Origin of the sequence: Microvirga pudoricolor (genome assembly GCF_016892705.1) — a bacterium.
In the GTDB taxonomy this organism is placed as follows: domain Bacteria; phylum Pseudomonadota; class Alphaproteobacteria; order Rhizobiales; family Beijerinckiaceae; genus Microvirga; species Microvirga pudoricolor.
Genome location: NZ_JAFEMB010000001.1, coordinates 1,103,538 through 1,122,136 on the forward strand (window position 1 = coordinate 1,103,538; position 18,599 = coordinate 1,122,136).

Sequence of the window (18,599 nt, forward strand, 5' to 3'; positions counted from 1 at the left end):
GCACCGCTGGAAGCGGCTACGAAGTCGAGGCTCAAGCCAATCTATGAGCGCAACAGCTTTCTAGCACGGAAAACTGTCTTTTGAGATTGCTCACAAGGTTTAGGTGGGCCCCCATCAGTCGTACTTTACGTAACGACATGACATTTGTAACCATATTATATGTAACTATGTCAATCTCTGGGCGTTCCGAAAGTAACAAAAAAGAGGGAAAACGCCACGATGCCGCACATGGTAACGGTTTGGTAAAGACTTATGGTTAACCCAATGTGACCTGTTCGAGGGTCGCATCATGAAGGCCGAGTCACACGATCGGAAGCAAGCTGCCGCGGAAGCGCAAGTCGTTCCCACGAGACCGGACGGGAAAAGCACCGCCGTCCAACTCGACCCGAAAGCCAGCGCTGCTCTGGCCGAGGCCGTCTTGAGCGCCAGGAAGCCCGGTCCAGGGCCTCATAGCCGAAAAGCCGACGAAGAGCAACGTTTGCAACTTCCGCGCAATGGTTTTGGTCGCGGAACGCAACTTATGGTCCATTCCGCCCTCGTACTGGTCCTCGCGGGATCCTGCTGGCTGGCCGCCTATGCGGGCAATTTCACCAATCGCGACGCACTGCAGCAGATTGCCGCGGACACGGCCCAGCACCAGGCCACCCTCGCCCGGCTCGACCATAATCTCGAAATCCTGCAATCCGTGGTCAGCGTGATGCGGAGCAAGGCCGAGAAGGCATCCGTCGAGGAGACCCGGGAACGCGAACGGCTGGCGAAGGGCATCGAGCGGATCGCCCTGGCGTCGTCCGGTCCCGGTGAGCGCATCGCGGCCCTCGAGGCCCGAATCGACCGCATGGAGCAGCAGATCACGGCTGCCATCCTCAATCTCGCGCCCAAGATCGAAGCCCGGGCGGTTCAGGCCAAGGCCGAGGCTGCGACGGTCGCGGATGCCGGAGCGGACGCCAGGCCGGTCGAGACCAAGTCGACCGAAATGAAGTCGACCGACGTGAAGACCGTCGAGACCAAGCCGCCGGATCCGCAAACGACCTCCGCGGTGAAGTCCGTGGTGATGCGCGACGAGGTCGTCTCCGGCTGGACCCTGCGCGAGGTCTATGACGGCGCCGCCCTCATCGAGAGCCGAAACCGCCGCCTGTTCGAGGTGGTGCCGGGGGGATTCATCCCTGGCGTGGGCCGCGTGTCGTCCATCGAGCGCCGCAGCGGCCGTTGGATCGTCCTGACGGAGCGTGGCGTGATCGGCGCCGTGCGCTGAACGCGGCCCGAACTCAAGGTCGTGCCTGTCCGAGACATGACAACCTTGACGCGATGACGGAACTCGGAACATATTAAACGTTGTATCGTTGCTATGATCCATGCCTTCGCCGGGACGCCGTCCCGCGCGCATTTGGAGAATGCAATGGCCGACACGATCCATCACCATCGTAACAAGGGGTCCGCCCTTCTCGACGACATCGAGACCAGCAGCCGCCTGAGCATCGCGCTGTTCGAGGACCAGAGCCGCCAAGCGACGACCCGTCTCGCCGCCGATCCGGTCTTCGGCAACGCCGACCCCAACACGATGAACGGCGGCAAGGGCGACGACGTGCTCTACGGCGAGGGCGGCAACGACGTCCTGTCGGGCTTCGGCGGCGACGATTACCTGAACGGTGGCGCCGACCGGGACCTGCTCTTCGGCGGAGCCGACAAGGATACTCTCGACGGCGGCTCAGGTAACGATGTGGCCTATGGCGAGGACGGGAACGACGTCCTCTGGGGCGCCGGCGGAAACGACTACCTCGACGGCGGCATCGGCCAGGACATGCTCTATGGCGGCCATGACGGGGACACCCTCGACGGGGGTGCCGACAAGGACTGGCTCTATGGCGAGTACGGCGACGATTGGCTGTGGGGCGTCGACGGCAACGACTATCTCAACGGCGGCTTCGGCCGGGACACCCTCTATGGCGGCCATGATCAGGACACCCTGGACGGCGCCGGCGACAACGACATCCTCTACGGCGAGTTCGGCGACGACACCCTCTGGGGCGCGGCCGGCGACGATTACCTGAATGGCGGCGGCAACGACGACGCGCTCTATGGCGGCCACGACGGGGACACCCTGGACGGCGGATCCGGCAACGACCGCCTGGTCGGCGAGTTCGGAAACGATGTCCTGTGGGGCGGAGATGGACGGGATACGCTTTGGGCAGGCTCGGGTAGCGATCGGCTACATGGCGGTTGGGGCGATGACGTCTTCATCGGCGGCAGCGACGCGGACACCATCGATGGCGAGGGTGACTTCGACGTCGTGCACTATCAGACATCACCTTATGCCGTCGAAATCAATGTCGGAAGCGGCAGGGGTTCTGGGGGAGACGCGGAAGGAGATACCTATCGAAATGTCGAAGGATTCGTCGGCTCAAGCTTCGCCGATGAATTGAGCATCGGCAACGTGGCGAGCAACTCGACTTTTCTCCTCAACGGCTTCGACGGCAACGACCAGCTTATCGGCGGCGCAGGTTACGATCTCCTCTATGGCGGAGCCGGAATTGATATCTTGGTCGGCAGTGCAAGAGCCGATCACATCGACGGAGGTGAGAACCATGACATCCTCACCTTCGAACTCTCATCGGGTGGCGTCCACGTCGACCTCGATGTCGGGAGAGGATATCGAGGAGATGCCGACAGCGATACCTACTCCAGTATCGAAACGGTGATCGGAACACCTTCCGCCGACACGATCGTGGGAAGTTCGGTGGTGATCGATGCCTGGGACAGCTACCTCCTCGAAGGACAAGCAGGCAACGACACCTTGTATGCAACAGGATCTCACGCAACAGATCTTGTTGGAGGTTTGGGCGCCGATAGGATGTATGGGAACTCTGGACGCAATTACTTCACCGTTGACGATCTGGGCGACGCTGTGTTCGATCAGGCGAGGGATGATGGTGATGCAATCTTCGTGTCTGTGAACTATACGCTTCCCGGCGGTCAGTGCATCGAGGAAATTGTCGGATCCTCGGCAGGAATCCGTCTATCAGGCAATGAGCTCGACAACTTACTTGATGGGAGGACAGGCTCCGAGCAGCTAACTGGTGGTGGAGGAAGAGATACGTTTCTGTTCAGCTCAAATCTTGCACTGAGCGAGGCCGATACCATCACGGACTTCACCCCGTCGGACGACTCCATTTCTCTCACTCGATCGATATTCAAAAACTGCCAAGGGAGCAATTTTACTGGATTTGGAACTCTTTTGAACTCGCAATTCTACATAGGGTCAGCCGCTCACGATGCAGACGATCGGATAATCTACAATCAGGCGACAGGTGAATTGACCTATGACTCAAATGGTAGCGCAGCAGGGGGATCTATGAAGTTCGCGACATTGCTCAATAAGCCGGCAAGTGTCACCTATGCCGACTTCATCGTCGTTTAGAGTATCAACGGACATAAGCTTCCATCCGCGAAGCACACGTTCGACAGCCTTCATGGTCTGATGGCTGTCCATAGTCTAGAGCGCGAATACGGCTCTAGACTATGGACACCCCAAGATCATGATAATGATTTCGTCGTGCTAAAAGGGAGGTCCGCTCACATTGGCCACTCTCGACCTTGGTGGATTCACATCGGTTTCTCGCCCCGGCTCAACCGCTGCAGCGCTTCCAGCTCCACCGCGTCGTGGCTGCAGAACACCCGTACGCCGTTGCGGCGGTCGTTTGCCAGGGCGTGCACGCGGCGCCGGTTGCGGAGCCGCATCGGACGGTCGACCTCCATCATGCGCTGATAGGCGGCGAGACCCGGCGTGACCCTGGGCTGGGAATCCATTTCGTGACGGTGGAAATACGCGTCGCCCGCATTCAACAGCCAGCCCTCCGGCGTGTCGATCGCCACGCCCGCATGGCCCTCCGTATGGCCCGGCAGCGGGATCATGAGGATCTCGGGCGGCAGGCCGTCGAGATCGCGCACGGCGTCGAATCCGAACCAGCGCTCGCCGCCCCCTTCGTACAAGCGCCAATTCCGCACGTCGTCCCATTGCGGCGGCCGGTAGCGCCCGCGCTCGCGGAAGCCGTGTCGCGCGCGGGCGGCCGCCATCTCGTCCTGTAGAACATGCACGCGTGCGTGAGGAAAGTCCTCGAGCCCGCCCGCATGGTCGAAGTCGAGATGGGTCAACACGATGTGGCGCACGTCCCGGGGCGAAAAGCCGTGTGCCTTCACCTGCTCGAACGCGGTACGGCGGTGATCGAACTGGATGCGGTTGAAATGGATGAAGAAGGGATTCAGCCGCCGATAGGGATGCTCCACATCCTGGCGGCCGAACCCCGTATCGATGAGGACGAGACCCTCATCGGCCTCGACCAGAAGGCAGTGACAGACGAGCTGTGCCGTCAGGCCACGGCTGACGCCGTCCATCAGGCGCCCGCCGAGAGGACACATGCAGCCGCAGTTGAGATGATGAACGCGCATATCGCCGATCCGTGCCGAGCCGAGGTGACGTCAGGTGAAGTGAGGCCCAACGCCGGGCGCGCGAAAATGTTCGCCGCTTCAAGCCCGCGCTTCGGCCGCGCCGGCGATGGCACGGCGCCGGGCGGGCTTGGCGCTCGTCTTCTCGATCTCGCGGGTCAGGCGCGCCTCGAGAAAGGTCAGCACGGCGGCCTCTTCCGGCCGCAGCCCCGCCAGATCCTTGCGCAGCTTGGCCTCCACGGTCTCGCGCACCTCGATCAGAAGGTCGCCCTGGAGGTAACAGTCAAACACCTCCGGGTGAACGTAGCATTTGCGGCAGATCGTCGGTGTGTTGCCAAGGCGCGAGGAAACCTCCTCGATGGCGGCACGCACGTTCTTCTTGGCCTTGGCCTGCGTGTCGAACGTCTCGAATTCGGACAGCGCCATGGCGGCCAGGACCGTTCCGGCCCAGGTGCGGAAGTCCTTCGCGGTGATGTCGCGGCCGGTGATCTCCTTCAGATAAGCATTCACGTCGGCCGAGCTGACGGATTGCCGCTCGCCCGCCTCGTCGAGGTACTGGAACAGCTCCTGGCCCGGCAGGTCCTGGCAGGCTTTCACGATCCGGGCGACCCGACGGTCCTTGACGGCCAGGCGCCAGGTCTTGCCGCTCTTGCCCTTGAATTGGAACTTCAGCTCCGCGCCGTCCACCTCCACATGCGGGTCGCGCAGGGTGGTCAGGCCGTAGCTCTTGTTCTGCTTGGCGTAATCGGCATTGCCGACGCGGATCAGGGTCGTCTCGAGGAGGTGCACCACGGTGGCCAGAACCTTTTCCCGGGGCAGGCCGCGCAATTTCATATGGGCGTCGATGGTCTCGCGGATGGACGGGAGCGCGCGGGCGAAGGCGAACATGTGCTCGAACTTGGTGCTCTCGCGGATCTCCCGGAAGGCCGCGTGATAGCGGTACTGCTTGCGGCCCTTGGCGTCCCGGCCGGTGGCCTGGATGTGGCCGTTGGCCTTGGAGCAGATCCACACATCCGTGTAGGCGGGTGGAATGGCCAGGGCCTTGATGCGCTTGAGGGTGGCGTCGTCCTCCACCTTGCCGCCGCCGGGCTTCATGTAGGCGAATCCCTTCCCCACCTTCTTGCGGCGGATGCCGGGTTCCTCGTCGGACACGTAGGTGAGCCCGGCGCTTTCGGCCGCGTCGCGGGGATCGATGATGTCGTCCTGGGCGGTGTTGGGGTCCAGCAGCATGGCTCGCCTTGAAGTCGGAGTGCGATGTCAACTGGAGGGCGTCGGGTCCGGTTCCGCCGGCCCCCAGTGGCATAATAGCGGGTCCCCTTTTGGCCGCGATGCTCTAGAAGAGCTTTCCGTCCGCTTCGAGTTGCCCGTGTCATCCATCTCCCCCCCTCCCGTCGCCCCGCTCTCAAACGGCTCCCTCCCAGCCGGCTCCCTCCATGGGCGAAAGATCGTCTTCGTCGTCACGGAGGACTGGTTCTTCGCGTCGCACTTCCTGCCGATGGCCCGCGCGGCCCGCGAACTCGGCCTCGCCGTTTCGGTGGTGACCCGGGTGAACGCCCATCGCCACCTCATCGAGGCGACGGGCGCGAAGGTGATCCCCCTCCAGGCGGAGCGGCGAAGCCTCAACCCCATGACGGCGGGCTACGCGGCGGGTCAGCTCGCCTCGATCCTCAAGGCCGAGAAAGCCGATCTCGTCCATTGCATCGCCCTTCGCGCCATCCTAACCGGCGGCTTCGCGGCGAGCCTCGCGGGGGTCCGGCGACGGGTCTTCGCCCTGACGGGGCTGGGCTTCCTAGGCGCCCGGGGCGGGCTCGCGGGCCGTCTGTCGCAGCGCGCCGTGCGGCTTCTGGTCCGGGGGCTCGAGACCTCCCAGACCCGCTATCTCTTCGAGAACCGGGACGATCCGGCTGAGCTCGGGCTCGATCCCGATTCGGAGCGCGTCACTCTCGTGGGCGGAGCCGGAATCGACCCCGACCATTTCGCGGTCGCCCCCCTGCCCCCGCAGCCGCCGCTCAGGGTCGCCATCGTGGCGCGCATGCTGTGGTCGAAGGGGATCGACCTGGCCGTGGACGCCTTGCGCATCGCCCGCGACCGGGGCGCCGCCGTGGAGCTGTCGCTCTACGGCGTGCCGGACGCCTCCAATCCGAAATCGATCCCGGAGGACACCCTGAGGGCCTGGGGCCACGAGCCCGGCATCCATTGGCACGGAGCCACCCGCGACGTGGCCGAGGTCTGGCGCGAGCACCATGTCGGCTGCCTGCCGTCCCGCGGCGGCGAGGGCTTGCCCCGCACCCTCCTGGAGAGCGCGGCCTGCGGACGGGCGCTCGTGACCACGGACGTGCCGGGCTGCCGGGCACTGGTCCGGGACGGGATCGAGGGCCGGGTGGTCCCGGCCGAGAATGCCGCCGCCCTGGCGGACGCCCTCGTGGCCCTGGCGACCGACCCCGCCATGGTCGCCCGCATGGGCGAGGCCGCCCGCGCGCGGGTGTTGGACGGCTTTACCGAGCGCGACGTCATGGAAACCGTCAAGAGCCTCTACCGCCAGATGCTGGCTGCATGATCGACGATCCGGAGACCTTCATCCGGGCCGAAACGCGCCTGCGGCCGGTACCGCACGCTCCCGAGATCAGCCTGCATGTGGCCGACGAGGCCACGGAGCTGTGGCAGAAGACCGAGGAGGAGCTGGGCGCCATCGGGCTGCCGCCGCCCTTCTGGGCCTTCGCCTGGGCCGGCGGGCAGGCGCTGGCCCGCTACGTCCTCGATCATCCCGAAACCGTGCGCGGGCGCCGCGTCCTGGATTTCGCGTCCGGCTCGGGACTGGTCGCCATCGCGGCCATGAAGGCCGGCGCCCGGGAGGTTGCGGCCTGCGACATCGACCCCTTCGCGGTCGCCGCCATCGGCCTCAACGCGGCGGCCAACGGTGTCACGATCACGGCGCTCCGGGACGATCTCGTGGGACGCGACCGGGGCTGGGACGCGGTGCTGGCGGGCGACATCTGCTACGAGCGGGATCTCGCCGGGCGGGTGGCGGACTGGCTCCAGGCGCTCTCCACCCGGGGCGCGACCGTTCTCATCGGCGATCCCGGGCGCAGCTATCTGCCGATGGACCGGCTGGAGAGCCTTGCGGTGTATGAGGTGCCGGTGACGCGCACGCTCGAGGACGCCGAGATCAAACGCAGCTCGGTCTTCCGCTTCCGGACCCGGTAGAGGCGGATCAACGCCCGGACGCCATTTTTGTTCTGTTGTTTCGTTTGCATCCTTGCAAATGCGCTTTGGTATTTCGTTGCTGACAATCCTCTCTATATGTGTAGCTATATAACCTATACAAATGAACTGGGCCGCAACGTCACCTTGACCACAACATCACCTTGGCCGCGACCCTCCGAGCCACACCGACCGAGAGAGATTGAACCATGGCACGCATCCCCGCCCCATCTGGATACTCCTCCAAGGCCGAGACATCCTCCGAGCAGGCCCACTCCCATGCCCATGCCCATGCTCTTGCCCAGGCCGAGACCCTGTGCCGGGCCTCCGGGGCGCGCCTGACGCCGATCCGCCGCCATGTCTACGAGGCTCTCTACGAGTCGCAAAAGCCCCTCGGGGCCTATGACCTCGCCGAGGTTCTCGCCCCGAACGGCCGCAGGCTGGCTCCGATCACGGTCTATCGCGCCCTCGACTTTCTCATCGAGCAGGGCCTGGCCCACCGGCTCGCCAGCAAGAACGCCTACATCGCCAGCGCCAACGCGGCCGAAACACAGGATACGGTGGCGTTCCTGATCTGCGAGAGCTGCGGCAGCGTGGATGAGGTCTCGTCGCAAGACCTCTCCAACAGTCTCTCGACCCTCCTGGCCCAGAAGGGTTTCCGCCCGAAGGACAAGGTGCTGGAGATCACCGGCCAGTGCACCCATTGCCAGTCGGGCTCGCACTGACATCGTCCCAGCGCGGGCTCGTCCCGCGGCCGGTCCAAGGCCAAGGCTCCGTCCAGCGGGCGGAGCCCTTCCGTCTCAGGCGGACAGGCGCCCCTCGTAGTCCGCCTTCAGGCCCATCCAGGCATCCCAGAACGGCTCCGGGTCCCGCCCGGCCAGTCGCGCGGCCAAAACGTCGAGATGCGCGTGCCACCCGGCGCTGACGTTGAGCAGGACGGAACGGTCCAGCACGCGGTGGTGCACCAAGGTCAACAGCACGTTCCCGCCCTGCGGCTCGAGATCGAACGACACGCCTCCCGTGCTGCCCCAAGTGATCGCGAGCCGGTGTGGCGGGTCGCATTCCGTGACCTCCACTCTCATGCTGTGGTCCGTCGAAAAGTTCGAGGGACGCCGGCCGGGTGGATCGGTCAATTCATCGTTACGCCAGACCAGATCGACGGGCGCCCCGACGGATTCCGCCATCGCGCCCGAAGCCAGCCATTGGCGGCGCAGGTCGCTCTCGACCAGATAGGCCCATACCCGTTCGGCAGGCCCGGGCAGCAGGCGCTGGATCCTCAAAGTGGTGGGCTCGGTCACGGTGCCGTAGGCGTCCAGGGTCGCAAGGTCGGTCATGTGTTCTCTCCTTTGGGTTTCGTTTCGTGACGGGCATCCTCCTCGCGGAGGAGACGGTCGAGGGCATCCAGACGACCGGTCCAGAAGCGTTCGTAGAAGCCGAGCCACTCCTGGGCGCCTGCGAGGGGACCCGGTTCGAGGCGGCACAGATGCGTGCGGCCCCGAACCTTACGGCGGATCAGCCCGGCCCTCTCGAGCACCTTGATGTGCTTTGAGGCGGCCGCGAGGGAGATCGCGAAAGGATCGGCCAGTTGGCCGACCGTCCTCTCCCCGGCCGCAAGGTCGCGAAGCATCCGGCGCCGCGTGGCATCGCCGAGGGCATGAAAGACAGTATCGAGTTGGGCAGATTGTAATTCAACCATGTGGTTTAATATCCATCGATCGGGTTTATTAGTCAACCGAAAGGTTGAATGATTTCACTGAAACGGCCCGTTGCTCGGACGTGGCGACGCATCACCCCTGCCGCGCTTGACGGATCGCGCTTTAAGCCTCAGCTAAACAGCGGCAGCGCCCGGCTGCCGCCGTGGAACGCCGTATGACCTCTCTCGACACGCCCTGCCTGCCCGACGCCTCCGACGACAGCCGCGCCGGGCCGGCTCCGCGCCACCGGACCGTCGGTGTGCAGGTCGGAGATGTCACGGTCGGCGGCGGGGCTCCCATCGTGGTGCAGTCCATGACCAACACGGACACGGCGGACGTGGACGCTACCGTGGCCCAGGTGGCGGCGCTCGCCCGAGCCGGCTCGGAGCTGGTGCGCATCACCGTGGACCGGGACGAGGCGGCCGCGGCCGTGCCCAAGATCCGCGAGCGCCTCGACCGGCTCGACGTGACCGTGCCGCTGGTCGGCGACTTCCACTATATCGGCCACCAACTCCTCGCCGATCATCCGGCCTGCGCCGAGGCGCTGGCCAAGTACCGCATCAATCCCGGCAATGTGGGCTTCAAGGAGAAGAAGGACCGTCAGTTCGGCGCCATCGTCGAAATGGCGATCCGCTACAAGAAAGCCGTGCGCATCGGCGCCAATTGGGGCTCTCTCGACCAGGAGCTCCTGACCCATCTCATGGACCAGAACGCCGCCTCGGCGGCCCCGCGCGACGTGCGCTGGGTGACCCGCGAGGCCATGGTCCAGTCCGCCCTCCTGTCTGCCGCCCGCGCCGAGGAGATCGGGCTTTCCCGCGACCGGATCATCCTGTCGGCCAAGGTCTCAGCCGTGCAGGACCTCATCGCGGTCTACCAGGAACTGGCCCGCCGCTCGGACTACGCCATCCATCTCGGCCTGACGGAAGCCGGCATGGGCTCGAAGGGCATCGTGGCGTCCTCGGCCGCCATCGGCATCCTGCTCCAGCAGGGCATCGGCGACACGATCCGCTTCTCCCTGACGCCCGAGCCCGGGGGCGACCGCACCGTGGAGGTGCGCACCGCCCAGGAATTGCTCCAGACCATGGGCTTCCGCACCTTTGTGCCCCTGGTGGCCGCCTGCCCCGGCTGCGGCCGCACCACCTCCACGGTGTTCCAGGAGCTGGCGCGGGACATCCAGACCTGGATCACCACCTCGATGCCGGGCTGGCGCACGGAATATCCCGGTGTCGAGAACCTGAACGTGGCCGTGATGGGCTGCATCGTGAACGGGCCGGGCGAGTCCAAGCACGCCGATATCGGGATCTCGCTCCCCGGCACAGGCGAGCAGCCCACCGCGCCGGTCTTCATCGACGGCCGCAAGGCCATGACGCTTCGCGGCGCGACCCTGGCGCAGGACTTCCAGAAAATCGTCATCGACTACATCGAGAAGCGCTACGGCCAGGGAAGCCGCGACGCCGCCGAGTAGGCCGGTCTCATGGAACCTAGGCCGCAGATTCCGTTTTAAGCTGCGGCGCGATATGCTAGAGAGCCGCCGCGCCTTGAGCCTCGCACGGGGGCTTGCCCTTTGGCGCCTGCATAGCAGTTGAACAAGGACGGTCTGCGGCGCGATCCGCAACGAAGCATCATCATGGCAGATCAACACGCCGCCGCCCCTGGTCACGCCGATTCAGCCGCCCCGGAGGCGACCCTTCCGGAAGGGCACGGACACGCCAATTTCTGGACCCTGACACTCGGGGCCATCGGCGTCGTCTACGGCGATATCGGCACCAGCCCCCTCTATGCCATGCGCGAGACCATCGCGGCGGCTACCGGAGGCCACCACGGCACGCCGGTGCCCATGACCCGCGAACTCGTGATCGGCATCCTGTCTCTGCTGCTGTGGGCTCTCGTCTTCACGGTCACGATCAAATACGTGATCCTTCTGCTGCGGGCGGACAACAAGGGTGAGGGCGGCTCCCTGACCCTGGTGGCCCTGGCCCAGCGGGCGCTCGGACGGCGCAGCCTGCCGGTTCTCGTGATGGGCATGGCGGGCGCGGCCCTGTTCTACGGCGACGCCGCCATCACGCCCGCCATCTCGGTCCTCTCAGCCGTGGAGGGCCTCAAGCTCGTCACACCGGCCCTCAACGACTACATCCTGCCCATCGCGGTGACGATCCTGGTCGGCCTCTTCATCGTGCAGAGCCGGGGCACCGGCCGGGTTGCGGCGTTTTTCGGACCGCTGACGCTCCTGTGGTTCATCACCATGGCGGGCCTGGGCCTCCTGCACATCTCGGACGATTGGGGCGTCTTCCTGGCCATCAACCCGTATTACGGGGTCTCCTTCCTGGTCACTCATCCGGGCATCGCCTTCACGGTCCTGGGCAGCGTCTGCCTGGCGGTTACGGGCGCGGAGGCGCTCTACGCGGATCTGGGCCATTTCGGCCGCCGGCCCATCCGCGTGGCCTGGGGCACCGTGGTGTTCCCGGCCCTCGCCCTGAACTATCTCGGCCAGGGCGCGCTGTTGCTGGCGCATCCGGAATCGGTCGAGAACCCGTTCTTCCTGCTCGCGCCGGGCTGGCTGCTCCTACCCCTCGTGATCCTGGCGACGCTGGCCACCATCGTGGCGAGCCAGGCCGTCATCACGGGCGCGTTCTCGCTGACCCGGCAGGCGATCCAGCTCGGCCTCCTGCCTCGCCTGGAGGTGCGTTTCACGTCCGAGACCCATCAGGGCCAGATCTACCTGCCCCGCGTGAACTGGCTGCTTCTCTTCGCGGTCGTGTCCCTGGTGCTCATGTTCGGCTCGTCGAGCAGCCTCGCCAGCGCCTACGGCATCGCGGTGTTCGGCACCATGGTGGTGACGACGCTTCTCGCCTGCATCGTCATGAGCCGCAGCTGGGGCTGGGGTCCGGTCAAGACCGGCCTCGTCATGCTGCCGCTGCTCGCCATCGACCTGACCTTCCTGTCATCGAATATGATCAAGCTCCTCGACGGCGGCTACGTGCCCCTGCTCATCGCGGGCGTGTTCTTCGTCCTGATGCTCACCTGGGTGAAGGGCACCCGCATCCTGTTCGAGAAGACCCGCAAGGTGGACGTGCCCCTCATCGAGCTCGTGAACATGCTGGAGAAGAGCCCGCCCCACCAGGTGAAGGGCACCGCCGTCTTCCTGACGAGCGACCCCGACACGGCCCCTGCGGCCCTCCTGCACAATCTCAAGCACAACAAGGTGCTGCACGAGAAGAACGCGATCCTGACCGTTCGCAGCTCCGACTATCCCCGCGTCAACGACGACGAGCGGGTGCAGATCGAGCATGTGGGCGACACGTTCTGGCGCGTGCAGATGACCTACGGCTACATGGAGACACCCAACATTCCGCGCGGCCTCGCGATCCTGCGCAAGCAGGGCTTCAAGTTCGACATCATGGCGACGTCCTTCTTCCTGTCCCGCCGCTCCATCCGGCCGGCGGCTCAGAGCGGCATGCCGCTCTGGCAGGACCGCATCTTCATCAGCCTCGCCAAATCCGCCAGCGACGCCACGGACTTCTTCCAGATCCCCACCGGCCGGGTGGTGGAAGTGGGCACGCAGGTGACGGTCTGACGCGACGCATCGCCGATGCGTCGCCAGAGGATAGAGTGTTGCAATCCAGACGGCCCGGTCTAAAGTCCGGATCGTCATGAACGCACCCCTGAAAACCTCCAGGCTCACCCTCGTTCCACCGAACGCCGAATGGCTCGACGGCTACGAGCACGCCCTCGCTCAAGGGTGGTCGCCCAACACCACCCATGACATCAGCCGGGACCAACTGGCCATGCTGCGCCGCGACCGGGCGAACTTCTTCCATGAAGCCTACCACAGCCCCAATTTCCGCCTGCCCGACGGCACCTTTGTGCCGCGCCTGCCCGCGCGGGATTTCCTGATCGTCGACGGCGAGTTCTGCGGGCGGATCGGCCTGCGTTTTCAGACCGGCACGGTAGAGCTGCCGCCCTACGTGTCGGGCCATATCGGCTACACCATCGTGCCGTGGAAGCAGGGACGCGGATACGCGACCGAGGCCCTGCGCCGGATCCTACCTGTCGCCCGTGAGGTGGGCCTCGCCCGCGTCATGATTACTTGCGACGACGACAATATCGGGTCGATCAAAGTGATCCGAGCCAATGGCGGCATCCCGGCCGGAGACAAGGATCACGAGACGCGTCCTGACAGGCGCAAGCTGCTCTTCTGGGTTCCGACACCCGAGGCTTAAAGGGACCTCGACTCAACTGCAGCGCTGAAGCGGAGGGATAGTTGACTAGGAAACATATTCTGATAGTTTCCTAGTTAACTTAAGAAGGCCTGCGATGCCGGAGAGCACGAAGATCAGCGGATTGGAGACCCACCTCGGGTACTGGCTGCGGTTCGTTTCGAACCATGTGTCACACGCATTCAGCCTCAAGGTCGAAGCCTCCGGCGTGACCGTGGCCGAATGGGTGGTCCTCCGTGAGCTCTATGATCGGGGCTCCGTCGTGCCGAGCCACTTAGCCGACGCCCTCGGCATGACCCGCGGCGCCATTTCCAAACTCGCCGACCGGCTCGCCGCCAAGGGGTTGGTCTCGAAGGACACGAGCCGGGACGACCGCCGGTATCAGGCCTTGTCCCTGACCGACGCCGGCAAGGCCTTGGTTCCACAGCTCGCCGCGCTGGCCGACGAGAACGACACCGCATTCTTCGGGCATCTGAGCGCGGAGGAACGCGTGGCCCTGGAGAAGACCCTTCGCGACATCGTTCGGCATCAGGGTCTGAAATCGATCCCGGTCGAGTGACCGTCGCTCGCACCGATAACTCTTTGCCGGCAAGGAGATAGCCATGAACCAGAGTGTGAAGACCGTCGTCGAGGAATGCACCCGTGCGTCCGACGAGGAGCGCGTCGCCTTCCCGCAAGTGGTGATGAAGCTCATGGACGCGGGCGTCGAGCGCTATCATGCGGACCTCGTGCGATCCGAGAAGACATACTACATGCCCGACGACGCCTCCCATGCCGTGCCGAATGCCTCGGTCGGAAGCGTGCCGGCGAAGGATTTCTCGTCCACGGGCGTCGAAGCGGCCGTACGGGCCATCCAGGCCGGACGGATCCGCTACAAGGAGTTCTGCGAGCGGATCGCGATGGCGGGCTGCGTCGGCTACCACGTCTCCCTGGCGGGCCGCCGGGCGGTCTATTACGGCCGAACCGGCGACAGTTACGTGGAGCCGTTCCCGGCCGCGCCAGCCCCTTAGGCCTGCCGCTCGACCACGAAGCGCACCGTCTCGCGCAAGATGTCGGCCTCGGGCCCGAACGATCCCAGAGCCTCGTCGGCCGTCGCCACCAGGCGCGCGCATTCCCGGCGCGCGCCGTCCATGCCGAGAAGGTCCACGAGGGTGGCCTTGCCCTTCTCCAGGTCCTTGCCGGTGCGCTTGCCCATGGCCTCCGAGGAAGCCTCCCGGTCGAGGATGTCGTCAGCCACCTGGAAGGCGGCGCCGAGCGCCCACCCGTAGGTGACGAGGCGCTGGCGGGTCTCGGCGTCGGCCCGGCCCAAGATGGCCCCGGCCTCTACGGAAAACGCCAGGATCGCGCCCGTCTTCATCATCTGAAGCTGGCGGATCTCCGTGTCGCCGAAGGACACGGCTCCGTAGCGGCCCTCCGCCGTGAGGTCGAGGAGCTGCCCGCCCACCATGCCGCCCAGACCCGACGCGCGAGCGAGGCCCAGCACCAGGTCGGACCGAATGGCCCCATCGGGATCGGTCGCGGAATCGGCCAGCACCTCGAAGGCCAGCGTCTGGAGCGCGTCGCCGACCAGGATGGCGGTGGCCTCGTCGAAAGCCTTGTGGACAGTGGGCCGCCCGCGCCTCAAATCATCGTCATCCATGGAGGGCAGGTCGTCATGGACCAGGGAATAGCCGTGCAGCAGCTCGACGGCGGCCCCGGTTCGCAGGGCCCCCTCCCCGGCGACGCCGAGGAGCCGGGCAGCCTCGATGGTGAGAAAAGGCCGAAGACGCTTGCCGCCGCCCAGCGTCGCATGACGCATGGCCGCCATGAGCCGGGGCGGCCGGGCGATCTCGCCTGAACGGCGCGCGTCTGCTAGCAACGTCTCCAGGAAGGCCTCGATGGCTGTCGCGACCTCGGTCAGCCGCATCACGAAAGAGCTGGTGGATGGCATTATGGTGAGCCTGAATACGGGCGACGCGGCTCCAGGAGCCGTGAAGGACGACGGGATGGACCTAGCGCCGGCTCCGGACCTTCGCGCCGGACGGAGCCGGAAACCTTTCTCCGTCTCCCGGCTCCTGCGTCGCATCGTCCAGATCGGCCTGGGCCTCGTCCTCTTATGGGTCGCGCTCGTCTTTTGGCTAGGGCTTTCCTACGCCATCGTGCCGCCGGTCTCCACCCTGATGCTCGGGCGCTGGCTCACCTTCCAGCCCGTGAACCGGCAATATGTGAGCCTGGACGAGATTTCCCCGAATCTTCCTTTGGCTGTGCTGACCGCCGAGGACAGCCGTTTCTGTCAGCATCATGGGGTCGATTGGGACGCGCTCAGGGACGTGATCGACGCCGCCGACGAGGACGGACCGTCGCGCGGGGCGTCGACGATCCCCATGCAGGTCGCCAAGAACCTTTTTCTCTGGCCGGGCCGCTCCTATGTGCGCAAGGGGCTCGAACTGCCCATCGCGCTCTACATCGATGCGGTTTGGACCAAGCGGCACATGATGGAGGTCTACCTCAACATCGCCGAGTGGGGCGACGGCATTTTCGGCGCCGAGGCGGCCGCGCAGCATTATTTCAGGAAGCCCGCCCGTGCCCTCACCCGAAACGAGGCCTCCCTGCTCGCCCGCGCCCTGCCGAACCCCCTGGTGCGCAACCCGGCCAAGCCCACGGCCCGCATGCGCGCCCTGGCGGCCCAGCTTCGCGCGCGCATGGAGGTGGCCGCCCCCTACAGCGATTGCCTCAGGCTGTGAGACCGATGCTTTTAGGGCTGGATATTTGCCGCAAGACCCTGTATGAGGCGCAACCTTATCGAGATTGAATTTGAGCGTTTCCCTGTTCCAGCGGGCGCTCAGCCGTTGACTGGAGACGAGAAATGGCCGTTCCGAAAAGAAAAACGTCGCCCTCGCGGCGCGGCATGCGTCGCTCCGCCGATGCCCTGAAGGCCCCGACCTATGTCGAGGACAAGGATTCCGGCGAGCTGCGCCGCCCGCACCACATCGACCTGAAGACCGGCATGTACCGGGGCCGTCAGGTTCTGAAGGTGAAGACGGACGCGTAAGACCGCATCCGTCGACAGGCGACCATGACAAGAACCGGCGCGCGAGCGCCGGTTTTTTGTTGCCGCGCCAGCCTTGCAGATTCAGACCGCCGTTTCATCCTTCGTTAACGCTGCGCGACGATCCTAGGCCCTCTTTTTGAAGGCGGGACGGGCGCGGATTGCGGAGCGCCTCTCGTCGCATGATGCGTTGTCGAGGGTTGCGTGATGGCAAGGCGGCGGAGCCAGGCGGAGCGGTTGAAGGGTGTCTTGCGGTCATCCCTGGGATGGCCCTCCTCCTATCGCGGGGGCCTCCCCACGGGCTTGCGAGCCGCCGCCTACACGTGGGATCTCGGGACGGATGCCTTGTCCTGGGGACCCAACGCCGCAGACGCCTTGGGGATCGCTCCCGCGAGCCTGCCCCGAACCGGCGCGGCCTTCGGCCAGCTCGTGGAGCCGGGCAGCGGGGACGACCGCCGGGCTGCCCTGCACCATGGGCCCGCGGGCCAGTCGCATCCCACCGCCTACAAGGCGTGCTACGCCCTGCGTCTTGGGCCCGAACGGACGTGCCTGGTGGAGGATGCCGGGCGCTGGACCGGCGATGCGCAGGGGCGTCCGGCCCTGGCCCGGGGGCTTTTGCGCCTCTCCCCCGGCGGCAGCCAGGAAGTGCCGAGCGCCCTGATCCGCGCCCGGTCGGACCTTCTGTTGCGGCTGCAGGGGGAACTCGTCGAGGCCCGCTCCTACCGTCACCGGATGACCCTGGTGGCGGGACGCCTCGAGGGCGAGGACGAGAGCGGCGAGCTCATGGGCGAGGTCATCGAAGCCCTGCGCCCCCTCCTGCGCCGGGGTGACCGCCTCGACCGCTACGCGCCGGGCCGCTTCGCCCTGACCCTGAACTCCTGCACGGCTGCCGACGCCGAGAGCGCCATGACGCGCCTGCTGCGCCTCGTCGAGGAGGGGTCGGTCGTCCTGGCCGAGACCCTGCGCCTGGGCGCCGCGAGCGTGCCGGAGCATGCCACCGAAGCGGTCTCGCTGCTGCGCCGGGCCGAGGAGGCCCTGGACGGCGCGACGGCGGAGGGCCTGCGCTTTGCCACCGCCTTCGCGGTTCGGGTGCCCGCAGCCTCGCGCTGCGGCACGGACCCGTTCGACGTGATCGACGCCCTCAACGGCCGGCGCCTGACCTATGTCCGCCAACCTCTCGTGGACGCGCTGACGCGCCAGGCCGTCTTCCACGCCGCGCAAGCCCGCATCGGCCGCCCGGACGGCAGCCTCTCGCCCGCCGGCGACGTGGCGTCGGTCATGGACGGACCCGGCCTGTCCCTGCTCCTCGACGGCCGGATGCTGGAGCTCGCGGCGGACGATCTTGCGGCCTGTCCGAGCGAGCGCACCATCCTGCCCATCGCAGGCGCGACCCTGCGGGAGAGCGAGTGGATCGACATGCTGGCGGCCCACCTGGGCGCCCGCCCGGGGATCGCATCCCGCCTGACGGTCGGGCTGCCCGCCGAGGCTCTGACCAAGGTGGATGCCGTCAAGGCCAAGCTCGACACCATGAAGGCGCTCGGGGTCGGCCTCGCGGCCTATGGCTTCGGGTCCGGCCATCTCACGGGCGACCGCCTCCGCCATCTGCCGGTCGATCTCCTGGTGATCGGCGGCCCCTTTGTCCAGGCCATCGAGCGCTCGCCCGAGGAGCGCCTCTACGTCCGCACCCTGATCGAGAGCGCCCACCGCCTCGGCATGGCGGCCGGCGCCGAATGGGTGGAGGACGAGCGCATCGCCCGCATGCTCGCGGGCTGGGGCATCGATTACCTGCAGGGCGGATTGTTTGGTGCCGATCTGACACGGCCGGCTCAGATGGGATTGCGGCCGGCGAAGCGGGCTTGAGACCGAGGGGGCGGGCCCCCTCGAAACTCATCCTGAGGGCCGCCTCAGCAACGTTTCGAGCCCCCTCCACCTCATCCCGAGGAGCGGCGCAGCCGCGTCTCGAAGGAGGGCTTCAGCGGAGTGTCTCCATTGCAAACTGGACCATCCTTCGAGACAAAT

At 65.9% G+C, this 18,599-nt stretch carries 18 protein-coding genes; 13 read left to right on the top strand and 5 right to left on the bottom strand.

The features are described 5' to 3' along the window. The first annotated feature begins 520 nt into the window (after positions 1-520). A complete protein-coding gene (locus tag ILT42_RS05060; RefSeq protein WP_204214224.1) occupies positions 521-1,252 on the top strand; it encodes a hypothetical protein in 732 nt (243 codons plus the stop codon). Positions 1,253-1,396: 144 nt separating this feature from the next. Beyond that, positions 1,397-3,415: a calcium-binding protein gene (locus ILT42_RS05065; protein WP_204214225.1), complete on the top strand. Its 2,019-nt coding sequence runs from the start codon at positions 1,397-1,399 to the stop codon at positions 3,413-3,415. Between the two features lie 185 nt (positions 3,416-3,600). Here ILT42_RS05065 and ILT42_RS05070 read toward each other — a convergent pair whose 3' ends face one another. Continuing rightward, positions 3,601-4,443, bottom strand: coding sequence for an MBL fold metallo-hydrolase (locus ILT42_RS05070; RefSeq protein WP_204214226.1), 843 nt, complete (start codon positions 4,441-4,443; stop codon positions 3,601-3,603). Positions 4,444-4,521: 78 nt separating this feature from the next. Further along, positions 4,522-5,670 (bottom strand): DNA topoisomerase IB, encoded by a 1,149-nt coding sequence (locus tag ILT42_RS05075; RefSeq protein WP_204214227.1) that lies wholly within the window; start codon positions 5,668-5,670, stop codon positions 4,522-4,524. Between the two features lie 214 nt (positions 5,671-5,884). Between ILT42_RS05075 and ILT42_RS05080 the strand changes: the two genes are divergently transcribed. The 3 genes from ILT42_RS05080 to ILT42_RS05090 all read left to right on the top strand — a co-directional run bounded on the left by ILT42_RS05080 (position 5,885) and on the right by ILT42_RS05090 (position 8,366). Beyond that, complete coding sequence (locus tag ILT42_RS05080; protein ID WP_407664536.1) at positions 5,885-6,997, top strand: glycosyltransferase family 4 protein; 1,113 nt, start codon at positions 5,885-5,887, stop codon at positions 6,995-6,997. After that, positions 6,994-7,644, top strand: coding sequence for a class I SAM-dependent methyltransferase (locus ILT42_RS05085; protein WP_204214229.1), 651 nt, complete (start codon positions 6,994-6,996; stop codon positions 7,642-7,644). The genes ILT42_RS05080 and ILT42_RS05085 overlap by 4 nt, the downstream gene beginning before the upstream one ends. 206 nt (positions 7,645-7,850) lie before the next feature. Then, entirely contained in the window at positions 7,851-8,366 is a 516-nt protein-coding gene (locus tag ILT42_RS05090) for a Fur family transcriptional regulator (RefSeq protein WP_204214230.1), read from the top strand. 75 nt (positions 8,367-8,441) lie between these two features. Here ILT42_RS05090 and ILT42_RS05095 read toward each other — a convergent pair whose 3' ends face one another. Then, positions 8,442-8,975, bottom strand: a complete 534-nt coding sequence (locus tag ILT42_RS05095) for an SRPBCC family protein (RefSeq protein ID WP_204214231.1) — start codon at positions 8,973-8,975, stop codon at positions 8,442-8,444. Continuing rightward, the gene (locus ILT42_RS05100) at positions 8,972-9,337 is read right to left on the bottom strand and encodes an ArsR/SmtB family transcription factor (protein ID WP_204214232.1); all 366 of its coding nucleotides are present in this window, start codon (positions 9,335-9,337) and stop codon (positions 8,972-8,974) included. Before ILT42_RS05100 ends, ILT42_RS05095 begins: the two co-directional genes overlap by 4 nt. A gap of 173 nt (positions 9,338-9,510) precedes the next feature. On the opposite strand from ILT42_RS05100, the gene ispG reads away from it, so the two are divergent. The 5 genes from ispG to ILT42_RS05125 all read left to right on the top strand — a co-directional run bounded on the left by ispG (position 9,511) and on the right by ILT42_RS05125 (position 14,562). Next, positions 9,511-10,800: a flavodoxin-dependent (E)-4-hydroxy-3-methylbut-2-enyl-diphosphate synthase gene (gene ispG / locus ILT42_RS05105; RefSeq protein ID WP_204214233.1), complete on the top strand. Its 1,290-nt coding sequence runs from the start codon at positions 9,511-9,513 to the stop codon at positions 10,798-10,800. A gap of 162 nt (positions 10,801-10,962) precedes the next feature. Next, a complete protein-coding gene (locus tag ILT42_RS05110; RefSeq protein ID WP_204214234.1) occupies positions 10,963-12,909 on the top strand; it encodes a potassium transporter Kup in 1,947 nt (648 codons plus the stop codon). Positions 12,910-12,985: 76 nt separating this feature from the next. Then, positions 12,986-13,555 (top strand): GNAT family N-acetyltransferase, encoded by a 570-nt coding sequence (locus ILT42_RS05115; protein ID WP_204214235.1) that lies wholly within the window; start codon positions 12,986-12,988, stop codon positions 13,553-13,555. Between the two features lie 94 nt (positions 13,556-13,649). After that, on the top strand, positions 13,650-14,111 hold the full coding sequence (locus ILT42_RS05120; RefSeq protein ID WP_204214236.1) for a MarR family winged helix-turn-helix transcriptional regulator: 462 nt from the start codon (positions 13,650-13,652) through the stop codon (positions 14,109-14,111). Between the two features lie 43 nt (positions 14,112-14,154). Then, entirely contained in the window at positions 14,155-14,562 is a 408-nt protein-coding gene (locus ILT42_RS05125; RefSeq protein WP_204214237.1) for a DUF1398 domain-containing protein, read from the top strand. On the opposite strand, the gene ILT42_RS05130 is transcribed toward ILT42_RS05125, so the two are convergent. Continuing rightward, positions 14,559-15,458: a polyprenyl synthetase family protein gene (locus ILT42_RS05130; RefSeq protein ID WP_324617717.1), complete on the bottom strand. Its 900-nt coding sequence runs from the start codon at positions 15,456-15,458 to the stop codon at positions 14,559-14,561. The genes ILT42_RS05125 and ILT42_RS05130 overlap by 4 nt on opposite strands. 79 nt (positions 15,459-15,537) lie before the next feature. Between ILT42_RS05130 and mtgA the strand changes: the two genes are divergently transcribed. The 3 genes from mtgA (at position 15,538) to ILT42_RS05145 (ending at position 18,440) form a co-directional block, all read left to right on the top strand. Further along, the gene (mtgA, locus tag ILT42_RS05135; protein ID WP_407664537.1) at positions 15,538-16,275 is read left to right on the top strand and encodes a monofunctional biosynthetic peptidoglycan transglycosylase; all 738 of its coding nucleotides are present in this window, start codon (positions 15,538-15,540) and stop codon (positions 16,273-16,275) included. Positions 16,276-16,397: 122 nt separating this feature from the next. Beyond that, entirely contained in the window at positions 16,398-16,583 is a 186-nt protein-coding gene (rpmF, locus tag ILT42_RS05140) for a 50S ribosomal protein L32 (RefSeq protein WP_204214240.1), read from the top strand. Positions 16,584-16,829: 246 nt separating this feature from the next. Next, positions 16,830-18,440, top strand: coding sequence for an EAL domain-containing protein (locus ILT42_RS05145; RefSeq protein WP_204214241.1), 1,611 nt, complete (start codon positions 16,830-16,832; stop codon positions 18,438-18,440). Positions 18,441-18,599: the final 159 nt, after the last annotated feature.

Bases quoted from the DNA above. Each gene is read 5' to 3' on its own strand.
- ILT42_RS05060 (WP_204214224.1), top strand. From the start codon at position 521: ATGGTCCATTCCGCCCTCGTACTGGTCCTCGCGGGATCCTGCTGGCTG.
- ILT42_RS05065 (WP_204214225.1), top strand. From the start codon at position 1,397: ATGGCCGACACGATCCATCACCATCGTAACAAGGGGTCCGCCCTTCTC.
- ILT42_RS05070 (WP_204214226.1), bottom strand. From the start codon at position 4,443: ATGCGCGTTCATCATCTCAACTGCGGCTGCATGTGTCCTCTCGGCGGG.
- ILT42_RS05075 (WP_204214227.1), bottom strand. From the start codon at position 5,670: ATGCTGCTGGACCCCAACACCGCCCAGGACGACATCATCGATCCCCGC.
- ILT42_RS05085 (WP_204214229.1), top strand. From the start codon at position 6,994: ATGATCGACGATCCGGAGACCTTCATCCGGGCCGAAACGCGCCTGCGG.
- ILT42_RS05090 (WP_204214230.1), top strand. From the start codon at position 7,851: ATGGCACGCATCCCCGCCCCATCTGGATACTCCTCCAAGGCCGAGACA.
- ILT42_RS05095 (WP_204214231.1), bottom strand. From the start codon at position 8,975: ATGACCGACCTTGCGACCCTGGACGCCTACGGCACCGTGACCGAGCCC.
- ILT42_RS05100 (WP_204214232.1), bottom strand. From the start codon at position 9,337: ATGGTTGAATTACAATCTGCCCAACTCGATACTGTCTTTCATGCCCTC.
- ispG (WP_204214233.1), top strand. From the start codon at position 9,511: ATGACCTCTCTCGACACGCCCTGCCTGCCCGACGCCTCCGACGACAGC.
- ILT42_RS05110 (WP_204214234.1), top strand. From the start codon at position 10,963: ATGGCAGATCAACACGCCGCCGCCCCTGGTCACGCCGATTCAGCCGCC.
- ILT42_RS05115 (WP_204214235.1), top strand. From the start codon at position 12,986: ATGAACGCACCCCTGAAAACCTCCAGGCTCACCCTCGTTCCACCGAAC.
- ILT42_RS05120 (WP_204214236.1), top strand. From the start codon at position 13,650: ATGCCGGAGAGCACGAAGATCAGCGGATTGGAGACCCACCTCGGGTAC.
- ILT42_RS05125 (WP_204214237.1), top strand. From the start codon at position 14,155: ATGAACCAGAGTGTGAAGACCGTCGTCGAGGAATGCACCCGTGCGTCC.
- ILT42_RS05130 (WP_324617717.1), bottom strand. From the start codon at position 15,458: ATGCGGCTGACCGAGGTCGCGACAGCCATCGAGGCCTTCCTGGAGACG.
- mtgA (WP_407664537.1), top strand. From the start codon at position 15,538: ATGGACCTAGCGCCGGCTCCGGACCTTCGCGCCGGACGGAGCCGGAAA.
- rpmF (WP_204214240.1), top strand. From the start codon at position 16,398: ATGGCCGTTCCGAAAAGAAAAACGTCGCCCTCGCGGCGCGGCATGCGT.